Origin of the sequence: Luteibacter anthropi, from assembly GCF_011759365.1 — a bacterium.
Lineage (GTDB): Bacteria > Pseudomonadota > Gammaproteobacteria > Xanthomonadales > Rhodanobacteraceae > Luteibacter > Luteibacter anthropi.
Genome location: NZ_JAARLZ010000015.1, coordinates 1 through 23,693, shown reverse-complemented (window position 1 = coordinate 23,693; position 23,693 = coordinate 1). Strand labels below are relative to the sequence as shown.

Here is a 23,693-nt window from a genome sequence, read left to right as displayed (position 1 = left end):
GGGCCGGTCGCGCGCGAGGCGCGCTCCTACAAGGGCTGGGCGCGGCCGGTGTGTGTACCGGCCGCGCCCAGGGTTTTACGGGCTGTTCGGAGCGGGCTTGTCGGCCTGGGCCGTCTGCGGGGCGTCGACCTTGCGGCCGCCGTACGGCAGCACCTGGGAGGCCAGCTTCGCATCGCCCTTGATGAGCGCCACTTCGTCGCTGACGATGTGGGCGGCTTCATCCATCGGCGTGTCCTTGGCCTTCTTCGCGTCGGCTTCCTGCTTGAGGTCGGACTTGATGCTGCGCTCGTTGGCGTTCAGGCCGTCGTCGCCGCTGTTGTCATCCGTGGTGTCCAGGGCGCTGTCACCGAAGATGGCCTTGCGACGGTTGCGGAAATCGGCCTGCGTGGCGTCGAACTGCTTGCGCTCGGCCATGCGGGTGGCGAAGTTCAGCGAGATGTCGGTCTTGTCGCGCATCTTCTTGTACTGCGCCAGCTCGTCGAGCATCAGCTTCCACGCCGGGGAGCTGGCCACGCGCGCTTCGTGCTTCTGGTTGAGCGGGCCGAAGATGGGCTTCAGGTTCGCCACCGGCTTGTAGTCGGCCGGATCGATATGACGCCACGGCAGCGCGTTGTCGTAGGTGGATTCGCCGAATTCCTTTGCGTCGCCATTTTCCGGGAAGCGGACATCGGGCGTGACGCCGTGCAGCTGCGTGCTGTCGCCATTGATGCGGATGAACTCGGCGATGGTCATCTTGAGTTCGCCGTACTTGGCGTCCTCACCCGTGGTGGCCTTGCCGAACTTGTCGAGGTCGACGAGGTTCTGCACGGTGCCCTTGCCGAAGGTGGGCTCGCCGATGATGATGCCGCGGCCGTAATCCTGGATGGCGGCAGCGAAGATTTCCGACGCCGACGCCGAACCGCGATTGACCATGACAGCCATGGGGCCGTCCCACGACATGCCCGGGTCGTCGTCGCCCTGTGCTTCCACCTGGCCACGTGCATCGCGCACCTGCACGACCGGACCGGTGTCGATGAACAGGCCGGTGAGTTCGGTGGCTTCGTTGAGCGAGCCGCCGCCGTTGTTGCGCAGGTCCATGATGATGCCGTCGACCTTTTGCGCCTTGAGCGCGGTCAGGAGCTTCTTCACGTCGCGCGTGGCGCTCTTGAAGTTGGCGTCGCCGGCACGGCGCGCGCCGAAGTCCTGGTAGAAGGTGGGCAGCTCGATCACGCCGATCTTGCGGGTGACGTCGCCGTCCTTCACGTCGATGACCTTCGACTTGGCGGCCTGCTCTTCCATCGTGACCTTCTTGCGTACCAGGGTCACGATCTCATGCTTGCCATCCACGCCGGCATCGGCCGGGAGGATTTCCAGGCGCACCGTGGTGTCCTTCTTGCCACGGATGAGCTTGATCACGTCATCCTGGCGCCAGCCGACCACGTCGACCATGGTGCCGGTTTCGCCCTGGCCGATGGCGACGATGCGGTCGCCGGGCTTCATCTTGCCGGACTTGATCGCCGGGCCACCAGGGACCAGCTCGCGGATGGTGGTGTAGTCGTCGCGTGCCTGCAGCACCGCGCCGATGCCTTCCAGCGAAAGGCGCATGGCGATGTCGAACGCATCCGCCGCACGGGGGCCGAGGTAGTCGGTGTGCGGATCGGTGGAGTTCGCATAGGCCGTCATGAAGGCCTGGGTGGCGTCTTCGTCGTCGAGCTGGCGTACGCGGGTGATGTAGTTCGCGTAGCGCTTGTCGAGCGTCTTGCGGATGTCGTCGTCGCTCTTGCCGGCCAGCTTCAGGCGCAGCCAGTCGTTCATCGTGCGCTTGCGCCAGATGTCGTCCAGCTCGGCCTGGTCCTTCGGCACCGCGGCCTTCTTGCGGTCGAAGTTGAAGCTCTCGTTGCCGCTGAGGTCGAAGCCTTTCTTCAGCAGGCCGCGCGCGAAGTTCATGCGATCGACGGCACGCGTGATGTACAGGTTGAACACCGAGAACGGACCGGAGAGGTCCTGGTTCCAGATGGCGTCGTCGAACTGCGTCTTCAGCGGTTCGAACTTGGCCATGTCTTCCTGGGTGAAGAACACCTTCTCACCGTCGAGCGAGTCGAAGTAGGCCTTGTAGATCTTGGCCGACATGGCATCGTCGAGCGGCTGGGCCTGGTAGTGGAAACGGGTGAGGAAGCGCGCGGAAAGCTGCGCGGCCTGGGCCTCGGCTGCGGTGGGCTTGAGCGGAAGGCTGGATTCCTTGCGCTGCGGCTCGGGTGAGGTGGCGGCCTCCGAGGCGTCCTTCGGCTGGGGGGCCGAACTCTTCACCGGCGGTGTCGCGCCCGGCTGCGGCTGCTGGGGAGCATTCTGGGCTTGCGCCCCTGCGGTAGCGAGGACCAGCAGGAGGGCGAGCGACACGGGGCGAAGAGTCATGTAATGGAGGCCTCGGAATGCTGTTCGGTTATTCGACGACGCCGGCGGCGTGGGCCATCAGGTCGGCATGGTAGGAGGATCGCACCAACGGGCCGGAAGCGACATGGGAGAAGCCCATGTCCTCGCCGGCAACACGCAGCGCCTCGAATTCGTCCGGCGTCCAGTAGCGGACCACCGGGTGATGGTGCGCCGTCGGCTGCAGGTACTGGCCGATCGTGATCATGTCGACGTCATGGGCGCGTAGATCGCGCATCGTCTCGATGACCTGGTCGTAGGTTTCGCCAAGGCCCAGCATGATGCCGGATTTGGTGGGGACGTCCGGGTGCTGCGCCTTGAAGCGCTTGAGCAGGTCGAGCGACCACTGGTAGTCGGCACCCGGGCGCACTTCGCGGTAGAGGTGCGGCACGGTTTCGAGGTTGTGGTTGAAGACATCCGGCGGGAAATCCTTCATCACCTCGAGTGCTCGCTCCATGCGGCCCTTGCCGCGGAAGTCGGGGGTGAGGATCTCGATGCGGATGTTGGGGCTGGCATGACGCACCGCGCGGATGCACGAGGCGAAGTGCTCGGCACCACCATCGCGCAGGTCGTCGCGGTCCACCGAGGTGATCACCACGTACTTCAGGCGCATGTCGCGGATGGTCTCGGCCAGGCGTGCCGGCTCGAGCGGATCCGGAGCCAGCGGGCGGCCGTGGGCCACGTCGCAGAACGAGCAGCGGCGGGTGCAGACCTCGCCCAGGATCATGAAGGTGGCCGTGCCCTTGGAGAAGCACTCGTGGATGTTCGGGCAGGAGGCTTCCTCGCACACCGTCACCAGCGAGTTTTCGCGCAGGCGCGCCTTCAGCTGCTGCACGGCGTTGCCCTGCGGCAGGCGTACGCGAATCCAGCTGGGTTTGCGCAGCGCGGGCTGATCGGCATCGAAGCCCGCGCGGTTCAGCGCGATCTTGTCGTTGCCGAGCATCTTCTCGCCGGGCTTGTCGACGACGGCGATGGGGATGCTGCGGGAGGGGGAAGTGGCTGTCTGGCTCATGATGACTAGGCCTTCAGACCGCAAGGCGCGCGGGGAGTTCGGGGAGGGAGGCGTCGGCCGACACGGCGTGGAAGCCAAACTGCTTGCAGAATTCCTGTACCAGGACGTCTTCCACGTCTGCCAACCGCGACGGACCGCCCAAGTCTATCACCTGGGTGGTTTCCAAACCCTTGTAGCCGCAGGGATTGATGCGGTGGAAGGGCTCCAGGTCCATGTTCACGTTGAAGGCCAGGCCGTGGAAGCTGCAGCCCCGGCGGATGCGCAGGCCCAGCGCGGCGACCTTGGCCCCGGCGACGTAGACGCCCGGGGCACCGTCCTTGCGTTCGGCGCCGATGTTCCACTCGCCCAGGGTGTCGATCAGGGCCTGTTCGATGCGGTCCACGAGCTCGCGGACGCCCACGCCGACGCGGCGCAGGTCGATCATCGGGTAGGCCACGATCTGGCCCGGGCCGTGGTAGGTCACCTGCCCGCCCCGATCCACGCGCACCACCGGGATGTCGCCGGCGAACAGCACGTGTTCCTCGAGGCCCGCCTGCCCCAGAGTGAACACCGGGTCGTGCTCCAGCACCCACAGCTCGTCGACGGTATCGTCGGTGCGGTTGTCGGTAAAGGCGCTCATGGCCTTCCAGGTGGATTCGTAGGGGACGCGCCCCAGCCTGCGGACGTTGAGGGGGAGGGTCATGGGAATGGGAGCGGTGGTGGGCAATGCCCGGAACCTATGGGCCCGGGAGCCGATATACAACTGCAGGAGCGCGCCTTGCGCGCGACCGGGGAACCTATCGCCGCACCGATCGCGGTGAGGCGTTACCGGAGGCCGTCGTTCTTCCGGTCGCGCGCGAGGCGCGCTCCTACAGGGCTGCGTTACATCGTGAAGCGGATGTTTTCGTCGGCGCGCAGGGTGCTGTGCGCCTCGAGGTACTTCTCGCGGCTGGGCGCCACGAAGGAGACCGTGACCGACTGGTAGTTGCCGGCCGGCGTCAGCTTCGTCGACAGGGTTTCGTGGAGCACTTCCAGGCCGATACCGTGCAACAGCGCCGGGACGTGCTTGTCGAGCCCGGCGTTCGCGTTGCCGATGGCGGTGATCTCGAACTCACCGGGAAACTGGAAGCCCTTGCCGTCTTTCTGGGCCTGGCTGAAGTCGATCTCACGCATGGCGTGCTCCTTACTTCTTGTCGCTGTCGCTATGGAACCACAGCATGATCGTGTCCCACAGGCGCGAGAAGAAGCCGCCTTCCGGCGCGTCGTTCAACGCGACCAGCGGGACGGTGACGACGGGCTGGCCGTCGAGCGTCACACGCAGGGTGCCGACCTGCTGGCCCTTCTTGAACGGGGCAATCAGGGTGGACGGCACGTCGAGGTTGGCCTTGAGCTTGTCGTAGTCGCCGCGCTTCACGGAAACCAGCACATTCTCGCTGACGCCCAGCGGCAGGGTGTTCTCGGCGCCCTTCCACAGCTTCGGCGTGGCCAGCGGCTTGTTGGCGTCGTAGAGCTTGTGCGCTTCGTAGAAGCGGAAGCCGTAGTTCATGAGCGCCAGCGCGGAATCGGCGCGACCCTTTTCGCTGCCGGCACCCATCACGATGGCGATCATGCGGGCATCGCCCTGCTTGGCCGAGGCGGCGAGGCAGTAGCCGGCGGCGGCAGTGTGGCCGGTCTTGATGCCGTCGACGGTGTTGTCGCGCCACAGCAGCAGATTACGGTTGTGCTGCTTGATGCCGTTCCACTCGAATTCCTTCACGGCCGAGATAGCGTAGTCCTCGGGGAAGTCGTGGATCAGCGCGCGCGACAGGATCGCGATGTCGCGGGCCGTCGTGTAGTGGTTGGCAATGGGATAGCCCGATGCGTTCTCGAAGTTCGAGTGCGTCATGCCGATCTGCTTGGCATAGGCGTTCATCAGGTTGGCGAACGCCGGCTCGGAGCCTGCGGTGTGCTCCGCGAGCGCGATGGCCGCGTCGTTGCCCGACTGGATGATGAGGCCGTAGAGCAGATCCTTCAGCGGCACCTGGCTGTTGAGCTTCAGGAAGCTGGTGGAACCGTCGGTGCCGGCACCGCCGCCACGCCAGGCGTTTTCGCTGATGGTGACCGGGTCGGTCATGTGGATCTTGCCGTTGGCGACCTCGGCGGAGACGACGTAGTCGGTCATCACCTTCGTGATCGAGGCCGGCTCGACCTGGAGGTCGGGGTCCTTCGACGCGATGATCTGCCCCGTGTTGTAGTCCATCAGGACCCAGCTCTTGCCCTCCACATCCGGCGGCGGCGGCACCGGCGCCTCGGGCATCACCGGACGCGGGACGCTGGGACGGGGCGGCGTCTGCTGCGCCACGGTCACGCCGGCGACGAGCGCGGCGGCGGCGAAAGCGAACAGGGAACGGGGCAAGAGCTTCATCGTTTCAACGGTCCAGTCAAAGCAGGAAAAAAGAGGGTCAGTCTACCGCGACCTGGGGCCTGGGCAGGCCCATTTTCTCGATCTGGTCGGTAACCTTGTCGGCGGTGTCTACATCGGCCAGTGGCCCTACCCGGACCTTGCGCACGCTGCGCCCGCCGATGGAGGTCTCGATCACGCTGACGGGGCCGAGCCCCGCGCGATTCAGCTGGTCGGCCACCCGGGAGGCGTTGGCCATGTCCGAGAAGGCGCCTACCTGGAGGTAGATGCTGGGTTTGCCTAGCACGGCCGGACCGGCGGGGCTCGTCGCAGCGGCAGGCTGCGCCGTGGCGGCCACGACCGGGGCGGTGCCGGTCTTCGGGGGCGATACAGGGGCCTGCGCGGCCGGCAGCGACTGGGCGGACGACGGCACGAGCGTATTCGATGCCTGCTGGCCGGCGGATGGCATCGGCGGCAGGGCTTCCGCGGCGGTCACTCCGGTCATGCCGGGGATGTACTCCGGCGGCTCGCCCGTGCTCGTGGAGGGTGCCGGCTTCGGCGAGGTAGCGACGATGGTAGCCGCGGCCACGCTGGCAGCCGTGGGGGCCGTACGTGCGGAAGGAGGCGGCGGCGAGGCAGCGGGGCGTGAAGGCGGTGGGGGTGCGCTCACCGGCGCCGGGCCCGGCGCCGTCGCGATGATGGGTGGCGCCGTATTGCTGCGCGGGTCGGAGGGGTCGATCGCGCGGACTTCGACCAGGCCGGTGCCCTTGGGCCACACGCCGATTTTCACGGCGGCGGCGAACGAGAGGTCGATGACGCGGTTGTCGTGGAACGGCCCGCGATCGTTGACGCGCACGATCACGCTCTTGCCGTTCTCCAGGTTGGTGACGCGCGCGTAGCTCGGCAGCGGCAGGGTCTTGTGCGCCGCCGAGAACTGGTACATGTCGTATTCCTCGAGGTTCGAGGTTTTGTAGCCGTGGAACTTGTTGCCGTAGAACGAGGCGATGCCGCGCTCCACGTAGCCGCGGGGGCTATCGAGCACGGTGTAGCTCTGGCCCAGCACCGAGTACGGCGACTTGTTGCCGTAGAGCGAGCGCGGCTCCACTTTCGGCACGGGCTCGGGGAGCTTGCTGACGTCGGGAATATCGGTGGGCACGCTGTCGCTGCGCGAGCGATAGCGCGACGACTGCGACTTGCTGATGTCGTCGTAGCCACGCGACGACTTGCTGCCGCCACGCGAACCCGGGCGGGTGTTCTTGCCGCCGCCACACGCGGTGAGTACGAGCGCCAGCATGACGATCACGATGACCTGTAGGAGCGCGCCTTGCGCGCGACCGGTATCTATCGCGACGACCGGTCGCGCGCAAGGCGCGCTCCTACAGGTTTTGCGTGCGGGAATCCTGCTCCCAACGATCACCGCCCCCACGGTGTCCCCCGTCATCGCGCGTTCGGTCCTTTCACGCGGGCGCGGATTTCCTGCGCCAGCTGATCCACGGCCAGGGCGTACATCGGGCTGCGGTTGTAGGTGGTGATGACGTAGAAGTTCTGGAAGGTGAACCAGTATTCGTCACCCGCCGGCCCATCGAGGCGCACCAGCTGCGCGTCGCGGCCCGGGTCGAGATGCTGCACGGGGGCGAAGCCGTCGGCCACGAAGGCCTCCACCGGCGCCACGGGCTTCCAGTTCTTCGGCAGGTCCGGCGCGCGGGCACGACGGTCCGGCTGCGCGCGGGCGACCACGGGGCCGCCGGTTTCCCAGCCGTGCTGGGCGAAATAATTGGCCACGCTGGCGAAGATGTCGCCCATCGAGCCCTTCATGTCGATACGGCCGTCGCCGTCGTAATCCACGCCCCACTCGCGGATCGAGGTGGGCATGAACTGACCCCAGCCCTGCGCGCCGGCATAGGAGCCCGTGAGGGTGTCCAGCGGGCCGCCGAGATGATTGGACGGCAGTTCGAGCAGGGTCTTCAGCTCGCCACGGAAGAACGGCGCACGCTTGGGGTAGTAGAACGCCAGCGTCGTGAGCGCATCGAGCACCTTGTACTTGCCCGTATTGCGCCCGTAGAAGGTCTCCACGCCGACGATGGCGACGATGTATTCCGGCGGCACGCCGTACTTGCGGCCGATGGTATCGAGCAGCTGGCGATGGGTGCGATAGAACTCGGCACCGGCGGCGATACGCTCCTCGGTGAGGAAGATCGGCCGGTAGTCCTTCCACTGCTTGCCCTCGGCCGGGCGGTTCATCGCATCGATGATCGACTGCTGTTTCTTCGCGCCATCGAGCAGCTTGTTCAGCGCCGCCGGACTCTTGCCCGTATCGCGCGCCACCTCGCGCACGAGCGCGGCCTGCCCCGGATGGGTCTCGGCCTGCGCCGCGACGGCGGCGAACATCAGGGGAAGTGCCAGCATCGCGCCGGCAAGGCGCGGGAGGAAGCGTACGGGGCGGGCGCGGCGCGCGATCAGAACATCATCCATGCGCCGAAGCGTAGCACGCGAGAATGGCCATTCCGGGGCACGCTTCGGCCGCCGTTCAGCCCTAGTCGTGAAGCTTCCGGTTGGCGTGGATCGACATGAGCACGCCGAAGCCGGTGAGCAGCGACACCGCCGAGGTGCCGCCGTAGCTCACCAGGGGCATGGGCACGCCCACCACCGGGAGGATGCCGGCGACCATGCCGCCGTTCACCGCGACGTATACGAAGAAGCTCATGCCGATGGCGCCTGCCAGCAGGCGCGAATAGGTGTCGCGGGCGTTCATCGCGATCCACAGGCAACGGCCGATGATGAAGGCGTAGAGCAGCATGATCGCGATGACGCCGATGAGACCGAATTCCTCGGAAAACACGGCGAAGATGAAGTCGGTGGTGTGCTCGGGGAGGAAGTCCAGGCGCGACTGCGTGCCGTTCTGCCAGCCCTTGCCGAACATGCCGCCCGAACCCACGGCGATCTTCGACTGGATGATGTGCCAGCCGTTGCCCAGTGGGTCGGATTCCGGGTCGAGCAGCGTGCGCACGCGGTTGCGCTGGTATTCGTGGAGGAACTGCCAGGCCACCGGTACGGCGCCCGCCGCGCTGCCCACCAGCAGGCCGATACGCCACCACGCCATGCCGGACAAAAACAACGCGAACGCGCCCGCGCCGGCCACCAGCAGCGCGGTGCCCAGGTCGGGCTGTTCCGCGATGAGACCGGCCGGCACGGCGATGAGCAGGCCGACCACGACGATGTCCTTCCAGCCCGGCGGCAGCTGCCGCGGATGCAGGTACCACGCCACCATCATGGGCATGGTCAGCTTCAGCAGCTCCGAGGGCTGGAAACGCATGATGCCGAGATCGAGCCAACGGTAAGCGCCGCGCCCTTCACCCAGCGCGGCCACCACGAGCAGCAGTGCCGTGCTGCCGGCGTAGAGCCACGGCGTCCACGAGCGCAGCACCGAAGGCGGAATGCGTGAGATGACGACCATCAGCACAGCACCCAGCACGAAGCGCGCAGCCTGCCCGCCCACCAGCGAATAGTTGCCGCCACCTGCGCTGTAGAGCGTGGCGAGGCCGGCGCCGGCCAGCACGATGAGCGCCAGCAGCAGCGGCAGGTCCAGGCGTGGCCGGGTGAGCAGGCGCAGGCCGAAACGCTTCAGGCGGACGGTGAATTGCTCGATCATGGTTACTGGTCCTCTCCGCCGTCTTCAGGCGGCGCCAGCACGCTCGAAGGCTCGGCCGGCTGCGCCCCCTGCACGGACGAGCTCTCCGCCGGAGCCGCCGTGGGCTCCGGAGCGGCATCCGCCGTGACCACCTGCCCTGGCGTCGGATCGACCGGACGCTGGCCGCCCTCGTCCACGACCCACTGGTCGAGGATCTTTCGCGCGATGGGGCCGGAATCCTGGGCGCCCCAGGCGCCGGCTTCCAGCACCACCGCGACCGCGATCTTCGGATCGTCGGCCGGCGTGTAGGCGATGAACAGCGCGCGGTGGCGGCTGGCCAGGTAGGCCGTATTCTTGTTGGTGTCGTAGGCGTCGGTCTTGCGCGAGAAGCGTTCGGCCGTGCCGCTCTTGCCCGCGATGAGGTATGGGAAACCGCCACCCAGCTTCTTGCCTGTGCCCGAGTTGATCACCGCCTCCATGCCTTCGTTCACCGCATCCCAGTCGGCGGGCTTGCGGATCAGCGACGGACCGCTCGGCGGGAAGGACTGGGGTTCGCGCGGTGAATCCACGCCGTCCTGCGTGTCCAGCATCAGGTGCGGCACGTAGGGCACGCCATGACCGGCGAAGGTGGCGGTGGCATGCGCGAGCTGCAACGGGGTCACTGCCCAGTAGCCCTGGCCGATACCCGAGATGATCGTCTCGCCGGGGAACCAGCCGGCCTTGCTGCGCGCGGCCTTCCATTCGCGCGATGGCAGCACGCCGGTGACTTCACCGACCAGGTCGATACCGGTCTTGCTACCGAAACCGAAGCGGCCCATCCATTCAGACAGGCGGTCGATGCCCATGTCGAGCGCGAGCTTGTAGAAATAGGTGTTGGTCGATTTTTCGATCGCGCGGACCAGGTTCACCACGCCGTTGCCGCCGCGCACGTCGTCGCGATAGCAACGTGACTGCCCCGGGATGCAGAACTCACCGGTGGAGAGCACCGTGTCCGAAGGGCGGCGCAAGCCCAGTGTAAGACCGCCCAGACCAAGGAACGGCTTCACCGTGGAGCCCGGCGGATACACGCCACGCAGGGCACGGTTGTAGAGCGGCTTGTCCGGTGCGTCGATCAGCGCCTTGTAGTCGGCGGAGCTGATGCCGTTGACGAACAGGTTGGGGTCGAAGTCCGGCACGCTGACGAAGGCCAGCACCTGGCCGTTGCGCGGATCGATGGCGATCGCCGCGCCCGCCCTGCCCGCCATCGCCTCGGCGGCCGCCTTTTGCAGGCGCACGTCGATGGTCAGGTAGACATTCTTGCCCGGCGTCGGCGGCGTGGTGTCGAGCACGGCCTGTGTGCGGCCATCGGCATTGACTTCCACCAGTTCGTAGCCGGGCGCGCCGTGCAATACGTCTTCGTAGTAGCGCTCGATACCGATGCGACCGATATGCGTGGTGCCCTTGTAGCGGGCCTCGTCCACGCGTTGCAGGTCGTCGGCGTCGATGCGGCTGACGTAACCGATGACGTGCGCCATCAGCGGGCCGAGCGTGTAGCGCCGGGTGAGGTACGGCACCACGTCCACGCCGGGGAAGCGCCAGCGGTTCACGGCAAAACGACCGATCTCGTCCTCGGTGAGCTTGAGCTTCAGCGGCACGCCATCGAAACGGCGGCTTTGCTTCACCTGCTTCTTGAAGGTGGTGATGTCGTCGTCGCTGATCGGCACCACGGCACTCAGGCGCGCCAGCATCTCGTCCATGTTGCCGACCTGCTCGGGCGTTACCTCAAGGCGGAACGCGGGAACGTTGTCGGCCAGCAGGACGCCGTTACGGTCGTAGATGAGTCCACGCGCGGGCGGAATCGCGCGCGGTTTCACGCGATTCTGCTCCGAGCGCGCCACGAACTCGTCGTGGTGATAGACCTGCAGGTAGACGTAGCGCGATACCACCGCGCACAGGCCAAGCAGGATCAGTGCAAAGCCCGTGAGCGCTCGACGGCGGAACAGCGCCGCTTCGCCGCGTAGCTCCTTCAGCGAGGCGCGCCGGGAGCTCATGCGTCATGAATGCGCAGGCGCGCACGCAGGTCGTCGAGAATGAGAAACACGAACGGCCACAGGGCCGCGCCCACCAGGGGCGAGATCCAGAATTCCGGCGGCGGCAGCGGATCCCCACCGAACACGCGCACCAGCAACAGCAGGATGCGGTCGTTCACCAGCAGGCCGAGCACGGCCAGCGACTGCTGCCACATGGGGAAGAAGCGCAGGCGCGAGCGGAACCGCAACGCGATGAAGACCATGGCCGTGAGGCGCAGCGCCTGTTCGCCCAGCACCATGCCGTCGAACAGGTCGGCGCCGACGCCCAGGCAGAAGGCCATGCCCAGCGTGACGCGGTCGCCCGATTGCAGGCACCAGTAGAGCAGCACCAGGGCTGGCCAGTACGGCTTGAACGGCGCCAGCGGTCCCGGCATCGGGATCAGCATGAGGAACAGGGAGATAAGCAGCGTGACGGCGAACCACAGCTGGCGGACGCGGACCTTGTTCATGGCTGGGTCGCTCCCGAGGTCGCGGCATGCGCAGGCACCGGCGTCACCGATGGCGACGTCACGGACGGCAGGGTCGGCGGCGGAGGCGCGTTGGGATCGGGCGCGAGGCTCGTGGGCGGCCCGGCGTTCGGCGCGGGCTGCGGGGGACCGGCCGGCTCGGCCAGGTCGTGCAGCAGCAGCACGTCTTCGCTGCGGTCGAGATCCGCTGCCGGCTTCGCCTGCGCGGACAGGAAGGTGCCCGACGGGGTCTGCGCCACGTCGCGGATCTCGCCTACCGGGAAGCCCGGCGGAAAACGTCCGCCCAGGCCCGAGGTGACCAGCTTGTCGCCTGCCTGTACATCGGCGGCCACGGGAATGTTGGGCAGCGTGAGCATGTCGCCGGCGCGCGAGCCATAGGCGACCGTACGCAGGCCTGTGCGTTCGATGGTCACGGGAATGGCGTGGTTCGGGTCGGTGATGAGCATGGCGACGGACGTGGTGGGCATCACCTCGACGATCTGGCCCATGATGCCGCGAGCGTCGATCACCACCTGGCCAGGCTGTACCTTGTCGCGGGCACCCACGTTCAGCACGATGCGGTGGCGGTAAGGCCCCAGATCCACGCCGACCAGGCGTGCCAGCTGCACGTTCAGCGAGAGGCTGTGCTGGGTGTCGAGCAGTTCCTTCAGGCGCTGGTTCTGCTCGGCTACCGAGGCCATGCGGTTGAGCTTGGCATTGGCCAGCAGCAGATCCTCACGCAGGCGCTGGTTGGCCTCCGTGAGCGCCTGGCGATCGGCGAAGGCCACCGTGGCCGCATGGAAACCTTGCGACGGCAGGCCCGCGACGCGGTAGATGGGCTCCACCACCAGCGACAGGCCATAGCGCACGTTGGCCAGCCAGCCGCCGCGGTGATCCAGCACCATGAGCACGCAGGCGAGCGCCAGATAGACGATCAGGCGCAGGGTGCCGGCCACCGCGGGCGAAAACAGCGGCGACTTGTCGTCGCGATTCAGGGCCATGGATCAACGCGCTCCGGCCGTATGCGCGGCGCGCGCGATCATCATTCGAAGGCGAAGAAGTCGCTGCCGTGCTGGTCGATCATCTCCAGCGCCTTGCCGCCACCACGGGCGACGCAGGTAAGCGGGTCGTCGGCCACCATGACGTGCAGGCCGGTTTCCTCGGAGATGAGGCGATCCAGGTCACGCAACAGCGCGCCGCCGCCGGTGAGCACGATGCCGCGCTCGGCCACGTCGGAGCAGAGCTCCGGCGGGGTCTGCTCCAGCGCCGCCTTCACCGCCGCCACGATGCCGGAGAGCGGCTCGTGCAGGGCTTCCAGCACCTCGTTGGAGTTGATGGAGAACATGCGCGGCACGCCTTCGGCGAGGTTACGGCCGGAGATTTCCATCTCGCGGACTTCGCTCTGCGGGAAGGCGCAGCCCACTTCGAGCTTGATGCGCTCGGCGGTGGATTCACCGATGAGGGTGCCGTGGTTGCGGCGCACGTAGTTGATGATGGCCTCGTCGAAGCGGTCGCCGCCGACACGCACCGACTGCGAGTAGACGATGCCGTTCAGCGAGATCACCGCCACTTCGGAGGTGCCGCCACCGATGTCGAGCACCATGGAGCCACGGGCCTCGTGCACCGGGATACCGGCGCCGATCGCGGCCGCCATCGGCTCTTCGATGAGGAAGACGTCGCGGGCACCGGCGCCTTCGGCCGATTCCTTGATGGCGCGGCGTTCCACCTGGGTGGAACCGCAGGGCACGCAGACCAGCACGCGCGGGCTCGGGCGCAACATGCGCGAGCGGTGCACCTGCTTGATGAAGTGCTGGAGCATCGCTTCGGTCATGGTGAAGTCGGCGATGACGCCGTCCTTCATGGGTCGCACCGTGGCGATGTTGCCCGGGGTACGGCCCAGCATGCGCTTGGCGTCGCCACCGACGGCTGCAACCGCCCTCGGACCACCCGGGCCGCGGTCCTGACGGATCGCAACAACCGACGGTTCGTTAAGGACGATGCCCTGGCCCCGCACATAAATGAGCGTGTTGGCCGTGCCGAGATCGATGGAAATGTCGTTCGAAAAGATTCCGCGGAACTTCTTAAACATGATGCGGCGGGCGCCAATTGCGGGAAAAAGTAAGCGTGGAAGTCTAGATTGGCGCCCTCCCCCACGCAAGGGCAAAGAAGTTAAGAAAGCCTTGTAAGTCCGGGTGATGCGTGAGAATGCTGTACCAGTCCCGTAAATCTGTACGACTCCGGGTTATCGCCTACGGAAATGTTTTTCGGTACCATCGATGGGTTTACCGGACCCTGCATGGGCCGGGTTCGCAGCGGCCGGGTCACGGCCGCGCCATTCACTTCAGGGTCGCCCACGCATGACTGCCGTAATCTGCGGATCTTTAGCCTATGACACCATCATGGTGTTCCAGGACCAGTTCAAGAACCACATCATTCCGGATCAGGTCCACATCCTGAACGTGTCATTCCTGGTGCCGGCCATGCGCCGCGAGTTCGGCGGTTGTGCGGGCAACATTGCCTACAACCTGAAGCTGCTCGGCGGCGACCCGATGCCCGTGGCCACCGTGGGCCAGGATTTCCTGCCCTACCGCGCCCACATGGAAAAGCACGGCATCCGCCTCGAAGGCGTGCGCCAGTACGACGACATGTTCACGCCGCAGTGCTTCATCACCACGGACCTGGACAACAACCAGATCACCGCCTTCCATCCGGGCGCGATGTCCAACGCCCACGACAACCACGTGCGCGATATCCCGAACTACGAATTCGGCATCGTGGCACCGGACGGTCGCGAGGCGATGCTCCAGCACGTGGAAGAGTTCGCCGCCCGCGGCGTGCCCTTCATCTTCGATCCGGGCCAGGCGATGCCGCTGTTCAACGGCGACGAGTTCCGCTCGATGATCGAGAAGTCCACGTACGTCATCGTCAATGACTACGAGTCGCAGCTGCTGCAGCAGCGCACGGGCTGGAGCGCGGCCGAGATCGCGTCCAAGGTGAAGGCGTATATCGTCACCCTGGGGCCGCGCGGTTCGCAGATTCATGTTGGTGGCGAGACGATCGAGATCGGACCGGCGCGCGAGCGCAAGGTGGTGGATCCGACCGGCTGCGGTGACGCGTATCGTGCCGGCCTTATCTTCGGCATCATGAAGGGCTACGACTGGAAGACCATCGGCAACATGGCGTCGCTCATGGGCGCGCTGAAGGTGGAGCATCCGGGCACGCAGAACCAGTACTTCACGCACGAGCAGTTCGCGGCGGAGTTCAAGGCGCAGTTCGGTTACGAGCTGGGTTGAGGCTGGTTTTGTGAGAAGGGGCGGCGCAGTGATGCGTCGCCCCTTTTTTTGTGGTGTTTTCGCTCAGACGGTCGCGCGCGAGGCGCGCTCCTACAAGGCACGGTTACGCCGTTGCGCAGCGAGCACGGTTACGCCGTTGCGCAGCGGGCACCGTTACGCCGTTGCGCAACGGGCACGGTTACGTCGTTGCGCAGCGAACACGGTTACGTCGTTGCGCGGCGGGCACCGTTACGTCGTTGCGCGGCGGGCACGCTCATGCCGGTGCGCGCAGGACACGACGCCCTTGTAGGAGCGCGCCTCGCGCGCGACCGGTATCGCGATCAATTACGCGGCTTGAACCCCATCGTTGCATTCACCGCCTGCTTCCACCCGTCGTACAGATCGTCACGACGATCCTTCGCCATGGCCGGCTTGAACTCGCGATCCACGGCCCAGCGCTTGGCGATGTCGTCTTTGCTCTTCCAGAAACCCACGGCAAGACCGGCGAGATACGCCGCACCCTGGGCCGTGGTCTCCTGCACCTTCGGGCGTAGCAACGTCACATCGAGGATGTCGGCCTGGAACTGCGCCATGAAGTCGTTGGCGATGGCGCCACCGTCGGCGCGCAGCTCCTTCAGCTGGATGCCCGAATCGGTCTGCATCGCTTCGAGCACGTCACGCGTCTGATAGGCCATGGATTCCAGCGCGGCACGAATGAACTGCTCCTTCGTGGTGCCGCGCGACAGACCGAACACGGCACCGCGCACATCGCTCTTCCAGTACGGCGCACCAAGGCCCACGAAGGCCGGCACGAAATACACGCCATCGTTGTCCTTCGCGCGCTCCGCATAGGCCTGCGAATCGGACGCCTTGCCCAGCATGCGCAGACCATCGCGCAGCCACTGTATCACCGAGCCGGCAACGAAGATGCTGCCCTCCAGTGCGTATTCGACCTTACCGTCGACACCCCATGCGATGGTGGTAAGCAGGCCGTTCTTCGAACGCACCGCTTTCTCGCCGGTGTTCATCAGCATGAAGCAACCCGTGCCATAGGTGTTCTTCGCCAGGCCCTGCTCGAAACAGGCCTGGCCGAACAGCGCCGCCTGCTGGTCGCCGGCCACGCCTGCGATGGGCACTTCGCGACCGAAGAAATGCTTGGCCAACGTGTTGCCATACACTTCGCTGGACGACTTCACCTCGGGCAACATGGCCTTGGGCACGTTGAGCATCTTCAGCAGCTCGTCGTCCCACTGGCGCTTGTAGATGTCGTACATCAGCGTGCGCGAGGCATTGGTGTAATCGGTGACGTGCACCTTGCCGCCCGTGAGGTTCCAGATCACCCACGTATCGATGGTGCCGAACAGTAGCTCGCCCTTCTCGGCTTTCTCCTGTGCACCTTCCACGTGATCGAGGATCCAGCGCACCTTGGTGCCTGCGAAATAGGCATCAATAAGCAGGCCGGTCTTCTCGCGAACCATCTCTTCATGGCCTTCGGACTTCAGCCGCTCGCAGATCTCGGCCGTCTGGCGAGACTGCCACACGATGGCGTTGTAGATGGGCTGGCCGGTGGATTTCTCCCACACCACGGCCGTTTCGCGCTGGTTGGTGATGCCGATGCCTTCGATCTGCGACGCGTCGATGCCAGAGCTGCTGATGACCTCGGTCATCGTCGACAGCACGCTGGTCATGATTTCGCGCGGATTGTGCTCGACCCAGCCCGGCTGCGGGAAGATCTGGGTGAATTCGCGCTGCGCGGTGCCAGCGATGTTGCCGTCATGATCGAACAGGATGGTGCGCGAGCTGGTCGTGCCCTGGTCGATCGCCAGAATGTATTTCTTGCCCATGTCCGGCCTCACTTGATGTTTTGCGGAGAAGACTTGCCGGCCGCCGCAAGACGCGCTTCTTCAAGCGCACGCTGGCGGGCCGGGAGGAAGGGATGCACCAGTAGCTGGTATGCACCGCCACCGACGACACCGCCGATCAGCGGACCCACGATGGGCACCCACCAGTAGTTGTCGGGCGACGGCAGGGCCGACGGACCCCAGCCGGCGAAATAGGCGAACAGGCGCGGGCCGAAGTCACGCGCGGGATTGATCGCCCATGCTTCCAGGTAACCCATGGATGCACCGATGGTGGCCACCAGCAGGCCGATCATGAATGCACCGGAGTTGGCGCCCGGCGCCGTCTCGTTGTACTGCTCGGTGATGGCGAAGATGCCGAACAGCAGGAAGGCCGTCAGGATGACCTGGTCGGACAGCGCATGCATCGGCGTGATGGCCAGGCCCGGATGCGTGAAGAACACACCGGCCGCACCACCCGCTTCACGGGTGAGGTTGTGCGTGGCGTTGAAGTGGTCGATCACCGGCCCGAACAGCACGTAGACGATGGCCGCGCCGAGAAAGGCACCGATGACCTGGGCGATCCAGTACGGCACCACCTTTTTCCAGGAGAAATTGCGGAACAGCGCCAGGGCCAGCGTCACCGCCGGATTGGCGTGCGTGCCCGACACCGACGCCGTGGCATAGATGGCGATGGTGACCGCAAGGCCCCACGCAATACACACGCCCCAGTACGCGTTCTGGTACGGACTCGGATCGTAGAGTACATACATGCACGCCACGGAATCGCCGAACGCGATGATGATGAACATCGCCAGCGCTTCGGATATCAACTCGCCAATCTGTTGCCGCATGACCCTACTCTCCATTGGTTTCACGGTGTGGCGCCCACCACGGCGCTAAGGGTTCGTTGTTTTTTCGTTTTTCGCGAAACGGTGGGCGAGGTAATCGGTAAGGCGCTGCACGCCGGCCGCGTCGATGCGCAGGCCGAGCTTGCTGCGACGCCAGAGCACATCTTCGGCTTCGGTGACCCACTCGTGGCGCACGAGGTAGTCGACCTCGGCCTGGTAGAGATCGGCGCCGAAGTGCTGGCCCAGCGCGTCGAGCCCGCCGGCTTCGCCGAGCAGGTCGCGGGCACGCGTGCCGTAGCTGTGCGCAAGGCGCCATGCGTGGTCTTCGGTGAGCCAGGGGCGGCTGGAACGCAGGTCGGTGATGAGCTCGTCCATGTCGCGCTCGCCGCCGCCGGGCAACGGCGGGGCGTCCGCCGTCCACGCGGGCTTGTGGTTGCCAAGCAAGGGGGCAAGACGATCCACGGCTTCCTCGGACAACTTGCGGAAGGTGGTTAGCTTGCCACCGAAGACGTTCAGCAGGGGAGCACCGTGTTGGTCTATGTCGAGCAGGTAATCGCGCGTGACCTCGGAGGCGCTGCCCGAATCGTCCTGGAGAAGCGGGCGGACGCCGCTGTAGCTCCAGACGACGTCGGCCGGGGTGAGCTGTTTCTTAAAGTAACGATTGGCCGCCTCGCACAGGTAGGAGGTCTCCTCTTCCGAGATCTTCGGCTTCGAAGGGTCGTCCTTGTATTCGATATCCGTGGTGCCGATAAGCGTGAAATCGCGCTCGTAGGGGATGGCAAAGACGATGCGGCGGTCGGGCTGCTGGAAGATGTACGCATAGCGGTGCTCGAAGATCTTCGGCACCACGATGTGGCTGCCCTTGATGAGGCGCAGCGAGTGGTCATGCTTCACGTGGGCCACGTCGTCGAGGAACGAGGCCGCCCAGGGGCCGGCCGCGTTAACGAGCGCACGGGCCTTCACGAAATGACGGGAACCGTCGCGGGCTTCCAGTTCGGCGATCCAGCCCTCGCCGTCGCGGCGGGCACTGACGCAGCGGGTGTGCGTTTCGATGTGGGCGCCACGACGGGCGGCATCCATGGCGTTCAACACGACGAGGCGGGCGTCCTGCACCCAGGCGTCGGAATACACGAAGCCCTGCTTGAATTCCTGGCGCAGCGGTTCGCCGGTGACGTGCTTGCCGAAGCGCACGCGACGTGAGCCCGGCAGCGTGCGCCGGCCGCGACCGAGGTGGTCGTACAGGAACAGGCCGATGCGGATCATCCACGCCGGACGCAGGTGCGGCTGGTGCGGAAGCACGAAACGCAGCGGCCAGATGATGTGTGGTGCCGCGCGCAACAGCACCTCGCGCTCGGCCAGCGCCTTGCCCACAAGGGCGAATTCGAACTGCTCCAGGTAACGCAGACCGCCATGGATCAGCTTGGTGCTGGAACTGGACGTATGGGACGCCAGGTCGTCGCGCTCGCACAGCCACACGCTCAGGCCTCGCCCCACGGCATCGCGGGCAATGCCCACGCCGTTGACGCCACCACCGACCACCAGAACATCGACCTGCTCGACCATCACGCACTCCGCTTGGCTGGAGGCGAGACGTCGCTGAAGGGGCACCCTACGCTCGGGTACGTTCGTTTTCGGTAACCGATACGCGAAATCCTGCGCGTATACGAACATTTCACACGTTCAGCGGCGCCTAGCCCGCGTTGAAATGAGCATATTCGAACACAAACGAACATCGCACGCTGCATTGCAGCGAATCGGCAAGTCAGCGTGCGGACGGATAGCCGGCTTGCCAGCCCGGGGCCGGCTCGCGCACAGTCATGGTCTTCGCCGTCAGGAGTCCCGCCATGGAGTGGAGTGACGTACGTATCTTTCTGGCCGTGGCCCGCCAGGGGTCCCTGGGCGCTGCCGCGCGGACGCTCGGCCTCAGCCATCCCACGGTGGGGCGTCGCGTGCGGGCGCTGGAAGAGGACACCGGTCACCCCCTGCTCCAGCGCCATCAGGATGGTGTGCTGCTCACCGACGCCGGCACCCGGGTGTTCCGGCTCGCGGAAGAGATGGAAGCCTCCGCGCTGGCGATCGAGCGCCGGCTGTCCGGAGAGGACGGCAAGACGGCCGGTCCACTACGGATCTCGTCTGCCGACTGGTTCGCCACCTATGTGCTGCCTCCGGTCATCGAGACCCTGCTGCACGAGCACCCGGGCATCGAGCCGGAGCTGCTGGTCAGTTCCCGACGCTATGACCTGTCCCGGCGCGAAGCCGACGTGGTTTTCCGCGTGGTGCCTTTCGAGGAACCCGGCGTGGTGCAGTGCCGGCTGCTGCGGATCGATTACGGCCTGTATGCGCGGGACGACGCCGACATGCCCGCACGGGGCGATGGCCGCGGCACGAAGGTGGTGCTGATGGATACCTCGGTGCATCGGTATCCGGAGGTGGACTGGCTCCGCGAGGTGCTTCCGCACGCGCAGGCCGTCGCGACGACCAACCATCGGGCGCTGCAGGCACGTCTGTGCCAGCGAGGCATGGGGCTGGCGGTGCTGCCGTGCGCGGTGGGTGATACCAGCATCGGGCTGAAGCGCCTGGACGTGGGTGATGCCCCGCCTTCGCGCCATATCTGGATGGGTTACCACGAAGACATGCGCGGCATGGACCGGGTTCGCGCGCTGGCCGATATCGCCACGCGGCTGCTTGGTGGCGAAGCCGAACATTCCTGAAGGACCGGGGCACATCGGTGTCAGTGTGACGACTCGCCTGGTCGCGGCACGCTGGGGCTCCTTTTCATGGAGTTCCTTTCATGTGCGACGTCGATACTGCCCTTCTGCCTCCTGCATCGTTCGCGACCGTCGATAAGGCAACTCTCCATCGTGTACACATCGGCACGATGACGATCATTGCCCTGTGCGACGGACACTTTCCACTGGTGGCACATGACGTACTACGCAGCGGGCCTGCGTCACTGGACAGCCTGTTGTCGCAGGCGCGGCTTACTGATGTCGTGCCCAGCCACGTCAACGCGTTCCTCATCGATGATGGTGAGCATCGTGTGCTCGTCGATGCCGGCGCGGGCAGCTTGCAGGATCCGACGCTTGGGCGGATGAACGTGCATCTGGCAGAGGCCGGATATGGCGTCGACGACATCGATACCATCCTGCTTACCCATCTGCACCCGGACCATATGGGAGGGATTACCCGGAATGGCGAAGCCGTGTTCCCAAAGGCCGTCGTCCATGTGCCGCGCGATGAGGCGACGTTCTGGCTGAAAGAGGGGGGCCTAGGCGATGTGGACGAAAGCGTCCGTGCGACGTTCGATCATGCGCGGCATACCCTTTCACCATATATCGAGGCGGGACGTTATCGAACCTTCGATCCTGGCACCTGCTGGTTCGACATGCTTACCGCTGAATCACTGCCGGGGCATACCTGTGGTCACACCGGATATCGCTTGCGCACGGATGTGGCGGATGTCGTTTTCTGTGGTGACTTGTTTCATGTAGCCGCGGTGCAGCTGGCTACACCGGCCGTAACGGTCTGCTATGACAGCGCCCCCGGACAGGCACGGGCCACGCGCGAAGCCTTCCTGGCGCAGGCCGATCATCGTGGCGATATCGTTGCCGCCGCCCATGCTCCCTTCCCCGGCCTGGGAACTATTCACGGCACCACCTCAGGCTACGCCTGGCACCCTCTCGGCACCTTGTAGGAGCGCGCCTGCGCGCGACCAGCTTGTCGCGAAAAGTGGCGCTATTGCATCAGCCTGCAATGTGGAGCTGGGTGTTCGAGGTTTCCAGCACGGATACCAGTTCATCCGGCGGGCGGCGATCCGTGAACCACGCATCCACCCTGGAGAAATCGCCCAGCCGTACCATGGCATTGCGGCCGATCTTGCTGTGATCCGCGCCCAGGAAAACCTGCCTCGAATGGTCGATGATGGCCTGCGCAACACGGACTTCATGGAAATCGAAATCCAGCAATGTGCCATCCAGCTCGATGCCTGAAATACCGATGATGCCGTAGTCCACCTTGAACTGACGGATCAGCTCGATGGTGGCCTCGCCTGTCACGCCATGATCGCGTCGACGCACGACACCGCCGGCCACAATCACCTCGAACGTGGGGTTGTCGCTGAGCAGGATGGCGATATTGAGGTTGTTGGTAATAACCCGGAGATCCCGGTGGTCAAGCAACGCCCGGCCGACACCTTCATTCGTGGTGCCAAGGTTGATAAACAGCGATGAGCCATCCGGGATTTCACGGGCGATCGCCTGGGCAATCAGCCCCTTCTCTTCCGCCTGCAGCGTCTGCCGTGCGGCATAGGCCACGTTCTCCACACTCGACGGGGCGCTCACACCGCCGTGATAGCGACGGATCAGGCCTCCGTCCTCCAGCAGGTTGAGGTCACGGCGGATCGTCTGCGGTGCGACGTCGAAATGGCTGGCCAGTTCGTCGACACCGAGGAAACCCTCCCTCTGGACGAGGGCAATCAGTTCTTCCTGGCGGCGGTTGAGTCTTGGGTCCATCGTCGTTCCGTTGCTGCAGCGTACGGAACCATCATGACGCGTTCCCGGATAGGTGTCATGCGGCGTCCGCATAGGGTGCCTCCTTACGCTTGCCCATTCCGCCTATCGATAACGGAGATAAACGACATTCGTTGGCCTCGTATCCCCGGATCATCCCCCGGCGTTCAGGGCACCGACCGGTGCCTGTGCGTTCGCGCGACGGACAGCCGTGCGCATTCACACCCGAACGGCAGCCGCGATCCTCCACGCCATGGCTGGGAGGTGAAGCCCTGCCGCGGGCCATGATTCCCTTCGAAGAGTATTCGTACCAATGACCTTTCGTTTTGCCGTACTCGCTGCTGTACTCACCGCCTCGGCGGTTACCCAGGCCCAGGACCTGCCGACCAGCATCGTCACCCTGCCGCCGCTCGTCCAACCCGCCGATGCGCCTGTGCAGATCGAAGCACCGTCCCCCTTCGTGGTGTTTGCCCCTGCACCTGCGCTTTCGAGCATTCGTGTATACGGCGTCGGTTCGTCGAACTGCGGTTGGGAGTATCCCGCCGCCGGCCAGATGACGACCAACTGCGACCATGGTGGCGCGCAGCTGCGCGTTGCCGTGCTGGAGATCGGTTATGGCAGCAATGCCATTGCGTGGATGAATGGCGGACAGCTGCCGCGATCGGCTCAGTATGCGAGCACCACGGTATGCATCACGGGCAGCAATTACACCTGGCCGTGCACGGCGGGCCAGACTGTCGTGGGCTGGCTCAACGAGTACAACCTGGATGGCCAGCAGTCGGGTTTGTTCAAGTACCAGAACACGTCGACCAATGCGCCGTGGAATACGATTTCGACGCAGATCAATATTCGTTGAGGGTGTTTTGGCGCGTAACGCGTGCATGAAAGTAAAAAGCCCGGTTCGTGAGAACCGGGCTTTTTTTGTGCCCTCGTCGCTGGTACCGAGCCCTGGCACGAGCCTGAAAACTAGCCTCCGGAAAGCGCTGTACTCACTGATTTTCTGCAGGAGCGCGCCTTGCGCGCGCCCGGCGTTGGCCGACCGGGTCGGTGCCGACGCCGACGCCGGCGCGGGGCCATTGTAGGAGCGCGCCTTGCGCGCGACCGGTTGGGCAGGAAGGCATCGGTGATGCGAAGCGCTGGGGACCAGGGGTCGCGCGCAGGCGCGCTCCTACAGGGATTTGGGGCAAAGAAAAAACCCGGTCTCAGAAAAGACCGGGTTTTTAGGATAAAGCCCCTGGCGGTGACCTACTCTTGCATGGCTTGAGCCACACTACCATCGGCGCATGCGCGTTTCACTTCTGAGT

20 protein-coding genes are annotated in these 23,693 nt (G+C 65.4%); 4 read left to right on the top strand and 16 right to left on the bottom strand.

Going from position 1 to position 23,693, the window contains the following annotated elements:
* Nucleotides 1–75: 75 nt before the first annotated feature.
* The 12 genes from HBF25_RS20475 to HBF25_RS20415 all read right to left on the bottom strand — a co-directional run bounded on the left by HBF25_RS20475 (nucleotide 76) and on the right by HBF25_RS20415 (nucleotide 14,009).
* Nucleotides 76–2,391 (bottom strand): carboxy terminal-processing peptidase, encoded by a 2,316-nt coding sequence (locus HBF25_RS20475; RefSeq protein ID WP_166952203.1) that lies wholly within the window; start codon nucleotides 2,389–2,391, stop codon nucleotides 76–78.
* Between the two features lie 28 nt (nucleotides 2,392–2,419).
* Nucleotides 2,420–3,418 (bottom strand): lipoyl synthase, encoded by a 999-nt coding sequence (gene lipA / locus HBF25_RS20470; protein WP_166952200.1) that lies wholly within the window; start codon nucleotides 3,416–3,418, stop codon nucleotides 2,420–2,422.
* A 13-nt stretch (nucleotides 3,419–3,431) separates the two neighbouring features.
* A complete protein-coding gene (gene lipB / locus HBF25_RS20465; protein WP_166952197.1) occupies nucleotides 3,432–4,100 on the bottom strand; it encodes a lipoyl(octanoyl) transferase LipB in 669 nt (222 codons plus the stop codon).
* Between the two features lie 179 nt (nucleotides 4,101–4,279).
* Nucleotides 4,280–4,570 (bottom strand): DUF493 family protein, encoded by a 291-nt coding sequence (locus HBF25_RS20460; protein WP_166952194.1) that lies wholly within the window; start codon nucleotides 4,568–4,570, stop codon nucleotides 4,280–4,282.
* 10 nt (nucleotides 4,571–4,580) lie between these two features.
* Nucleotides 4,581–5,801 carry a D-alanyl-D-alanine carboxypeptidase family protein gene (locus HBF25_RS20455; RefSeq protein WP_166952192.1) on the bottom strand — a complete coding sequence of 407 codons (1,221 nt, stop codon included), beginning with the start codon at nucleotides 5,799–5,801 and terminating at the stop codon, nucleotides 4,581–4,583.
* 37 nt (nucleotides 5,802–5,838) lie between these two features.
* The gene (locus HBF25_RS22305; protein WP_243853351.1) at nucleotides 5,839–7,071 is read right to left on the bottom strand and encodes a septal ring lytic transglycosylase RlpA family protein; all 1,233 of its coding nucleotides are present in this window, start codon (nucleotides 7,069–7,071) and stop codon (nucleotides 5,839–5,841) included.
* Between the two features lie 143 nt (nucleotides 7,072–7,214).
* Nucleotides 7,215–8,249 (bottom strand): lytic murein transglycosylase B, encoded by a 1,035-nt coding sequence (mltB, locus tag HBF25_RS20440; RefSeq protein WP_425483516.1) that lies wholly within the window; start codon nucleotides 8,247–8,249, stop codon nucleotides 7,215–7,217.
* Nucleotides 8,250–8,310: 61 nt separating this feature from the next.
* Nucleotides 8,311–9,426, bottom strand: coding sequence for a rod shape-determining protein RodA (gene rodA / locus HBF25_RS20435; RefSeq protein ID WP_166952190.1), 1,116 nt, complete (start codon nucleotides 9,424–9,426; stop codon nucleotides 8,311–8,313).
* A gap of 2 nt (nucleotides 9,427–9,428) precedes the next feature.
* Nucleotides 9,429–11,435, bottom strand: a complete 2,007-nt coding sequence (gene mrdA, locus HBF25_RS20430) for a penicillin-binding protein 2 (RefSeq protein WP_166952187.1) — start codon at nucleotides 11,433–11,435, stop codon at nucleotides 9,429–9,431.
* Nucleotides 11,432–11,923 (bottom strand): rod shape-determining protein MreD, encoded by a 492-nt coding sequence (gene mreD, locus HBF25_RS20425; RefSeq protein WP_166952184.1) that lies wholly within the window; start codon nucleotides 11,921–11,923, stop codon nucleotides 11,432–11,434. The genes mrdA and mreD overlap by 4 nt, the downstream gene beginning before the upstream one ends.
* Complete coding sequence (gene mreC / locus HBF25_RS20420) at nucleotides 11,920–12,921, bottom strand: rod shape-determining protein MreC (protein ID WP_166952181.1); 1,002 nt, start codon at nucleotides 12,919–12,921, stop codon at nucleotides 11,920–11,922. Before mreC ends, mreD begins: the two co-directional genes overlap by 4 nt.
* A gap of 41 nt (nucleotides 12,922–12,962) precedes the next feature.
* Nucleotides 12,963–14,009, bottom strand: a complete 1,047-nt coding sequence (locus HBF25_RS20415) for a rod shape-determining protein (protein WP_166952178.1) — start codon at nucleotides 14,007–14,009, stop codon at nucleotides 12,963–12,965.
* Nucleotides 14,010–14,277: 268 nt separating this feature from the next.
* Here HBF25_RS20415 and HBF25_RS20410 point away from each other — a divergent pair, with 268 nt between their 5' ends.
* Entirely contained in the window at nucleotides 14,278–15,213 is a 936-nt protein-coding gene (locus tag HBF25_RS20410; protein WP_166952175.1) for a carbohydrate kinase family protein, read from the top strand.
* A 320-nt stretch (nucleotides 15,214–15,533) separates the two neighbouring features.
* Here HBF25_RS20410 and glpK read toward each other — a convergent pair whose 3' ends face one another.
* Genes glpK through glpD form a run of 3 tightly spaced genes read right to left on the bottom strand, consistent with a single transcriptional unit; the run spans nucleotide 15,534 to nucleotide 19,444 of the window.
* Nucleotides 15,534–17,036, bottom strand: coding sequence for a glycerol kinase GlpK (gene glpK, locus HBF25_RS20405; protein WP_166952172.1), 1,503 nt, complete (start codon nucleotides 17,034–17,036; stop codon nucleotides 15,534–15,536).
* 8 nt (nucleotides 17,037–17,044) lie between these two features.
* Complete coding sequence (locus HBF25_RS20400) at nucleotides 17,045–17,884, bottom strand: MIP/aquaporin family protein (RefSeq protein ID WP_425483515.1); 840 nt, start codon at nucleotides 17,882–17,884, stop codon at nucleotides 17,045–17,047.
* A gap of 45 nt (nucleotides 17,885–17,929) precedes the next feature.
* Nucleotides 17,930–19,444: a glycerol-3-phosphate dehydrogenase gene (glpD, locus tag HBF25_RS20395; protein WP_166952166.1), complete on the bottom strand. Its 1,515-nt coding sequence runs from the start codon at nucleotides 19,442–19,444 to the stop codon at nucleotides 17,930–17,932.
* A 281-nt stretch (nucleotides 19,445–19,725) separates the two neighbouring features.
* Between glpD and HBF25_RS20390 the strand changes: the two genes are divergently transcribed.
* Nucleotides 19,726–20,592 (top strand): LysR family transcriptional regulator, encoded by an 867-nt coding sequence (locus HBF25_RS20390; RefSeq protein ID WP_166952163.1) that lies wholly within the window; start codon nucleotides 19,726–19,728, stop codon nucleotides 20,590–20,592.
* Nucleotides 20,593–20,672: 80 nt separating this feature from the next.
* Nucleotides 20,673–21,575 carry an MBL fold metallo-hydrolase gene (locus HBF25_RS20385; RefSeq protein WP_166952160.1) on the top strand — a complete coding sequence of 301 codons (903 nt, stop codon included), beginning with the start codon at nucleotides 20,673–20,675 and terminating at the stop codon, nucleotides 21,573–21,575.
* Nucleotides 21,576–21,624: 49 nt separating this feature from the next.
* Here HBF25_RS20385 and HBF25_RS20380 read toward each other — a convergent pair whose 3' ends face one another.
* The gene (locus HBF25_RS20380; protein ID WP_243853349.1) at nucleotides 21,625–22,392 is read right to left on the bottom strand and encodes a DeoR family transcriptional regulator; all 768 of its coding nucleotides are present in this window, start codon (nucleotides 22,390–22,392) and stop codon (nucleotides 21,625–21,627) included.
* A gap of 310 nt (nucleotides 22,393–22,702) precedes the next feature.
* Between HBF25_RS20380 and HBF25_RS20375 the strand changes: the two genes are divergently transcribed.
* Complete coding sequence (locus HBF25_RS20375) at nucleotides 22,703–23,245, top strand: YolA family protein (protein ID WP_166952154.1); 543 nt, start codon at nucleotides 22,703–22,705, stop codon at nucleotides 23,243–23,245.
* Nucleotides 23,246–23,693 lie beyond the last annotated feature (448 nt).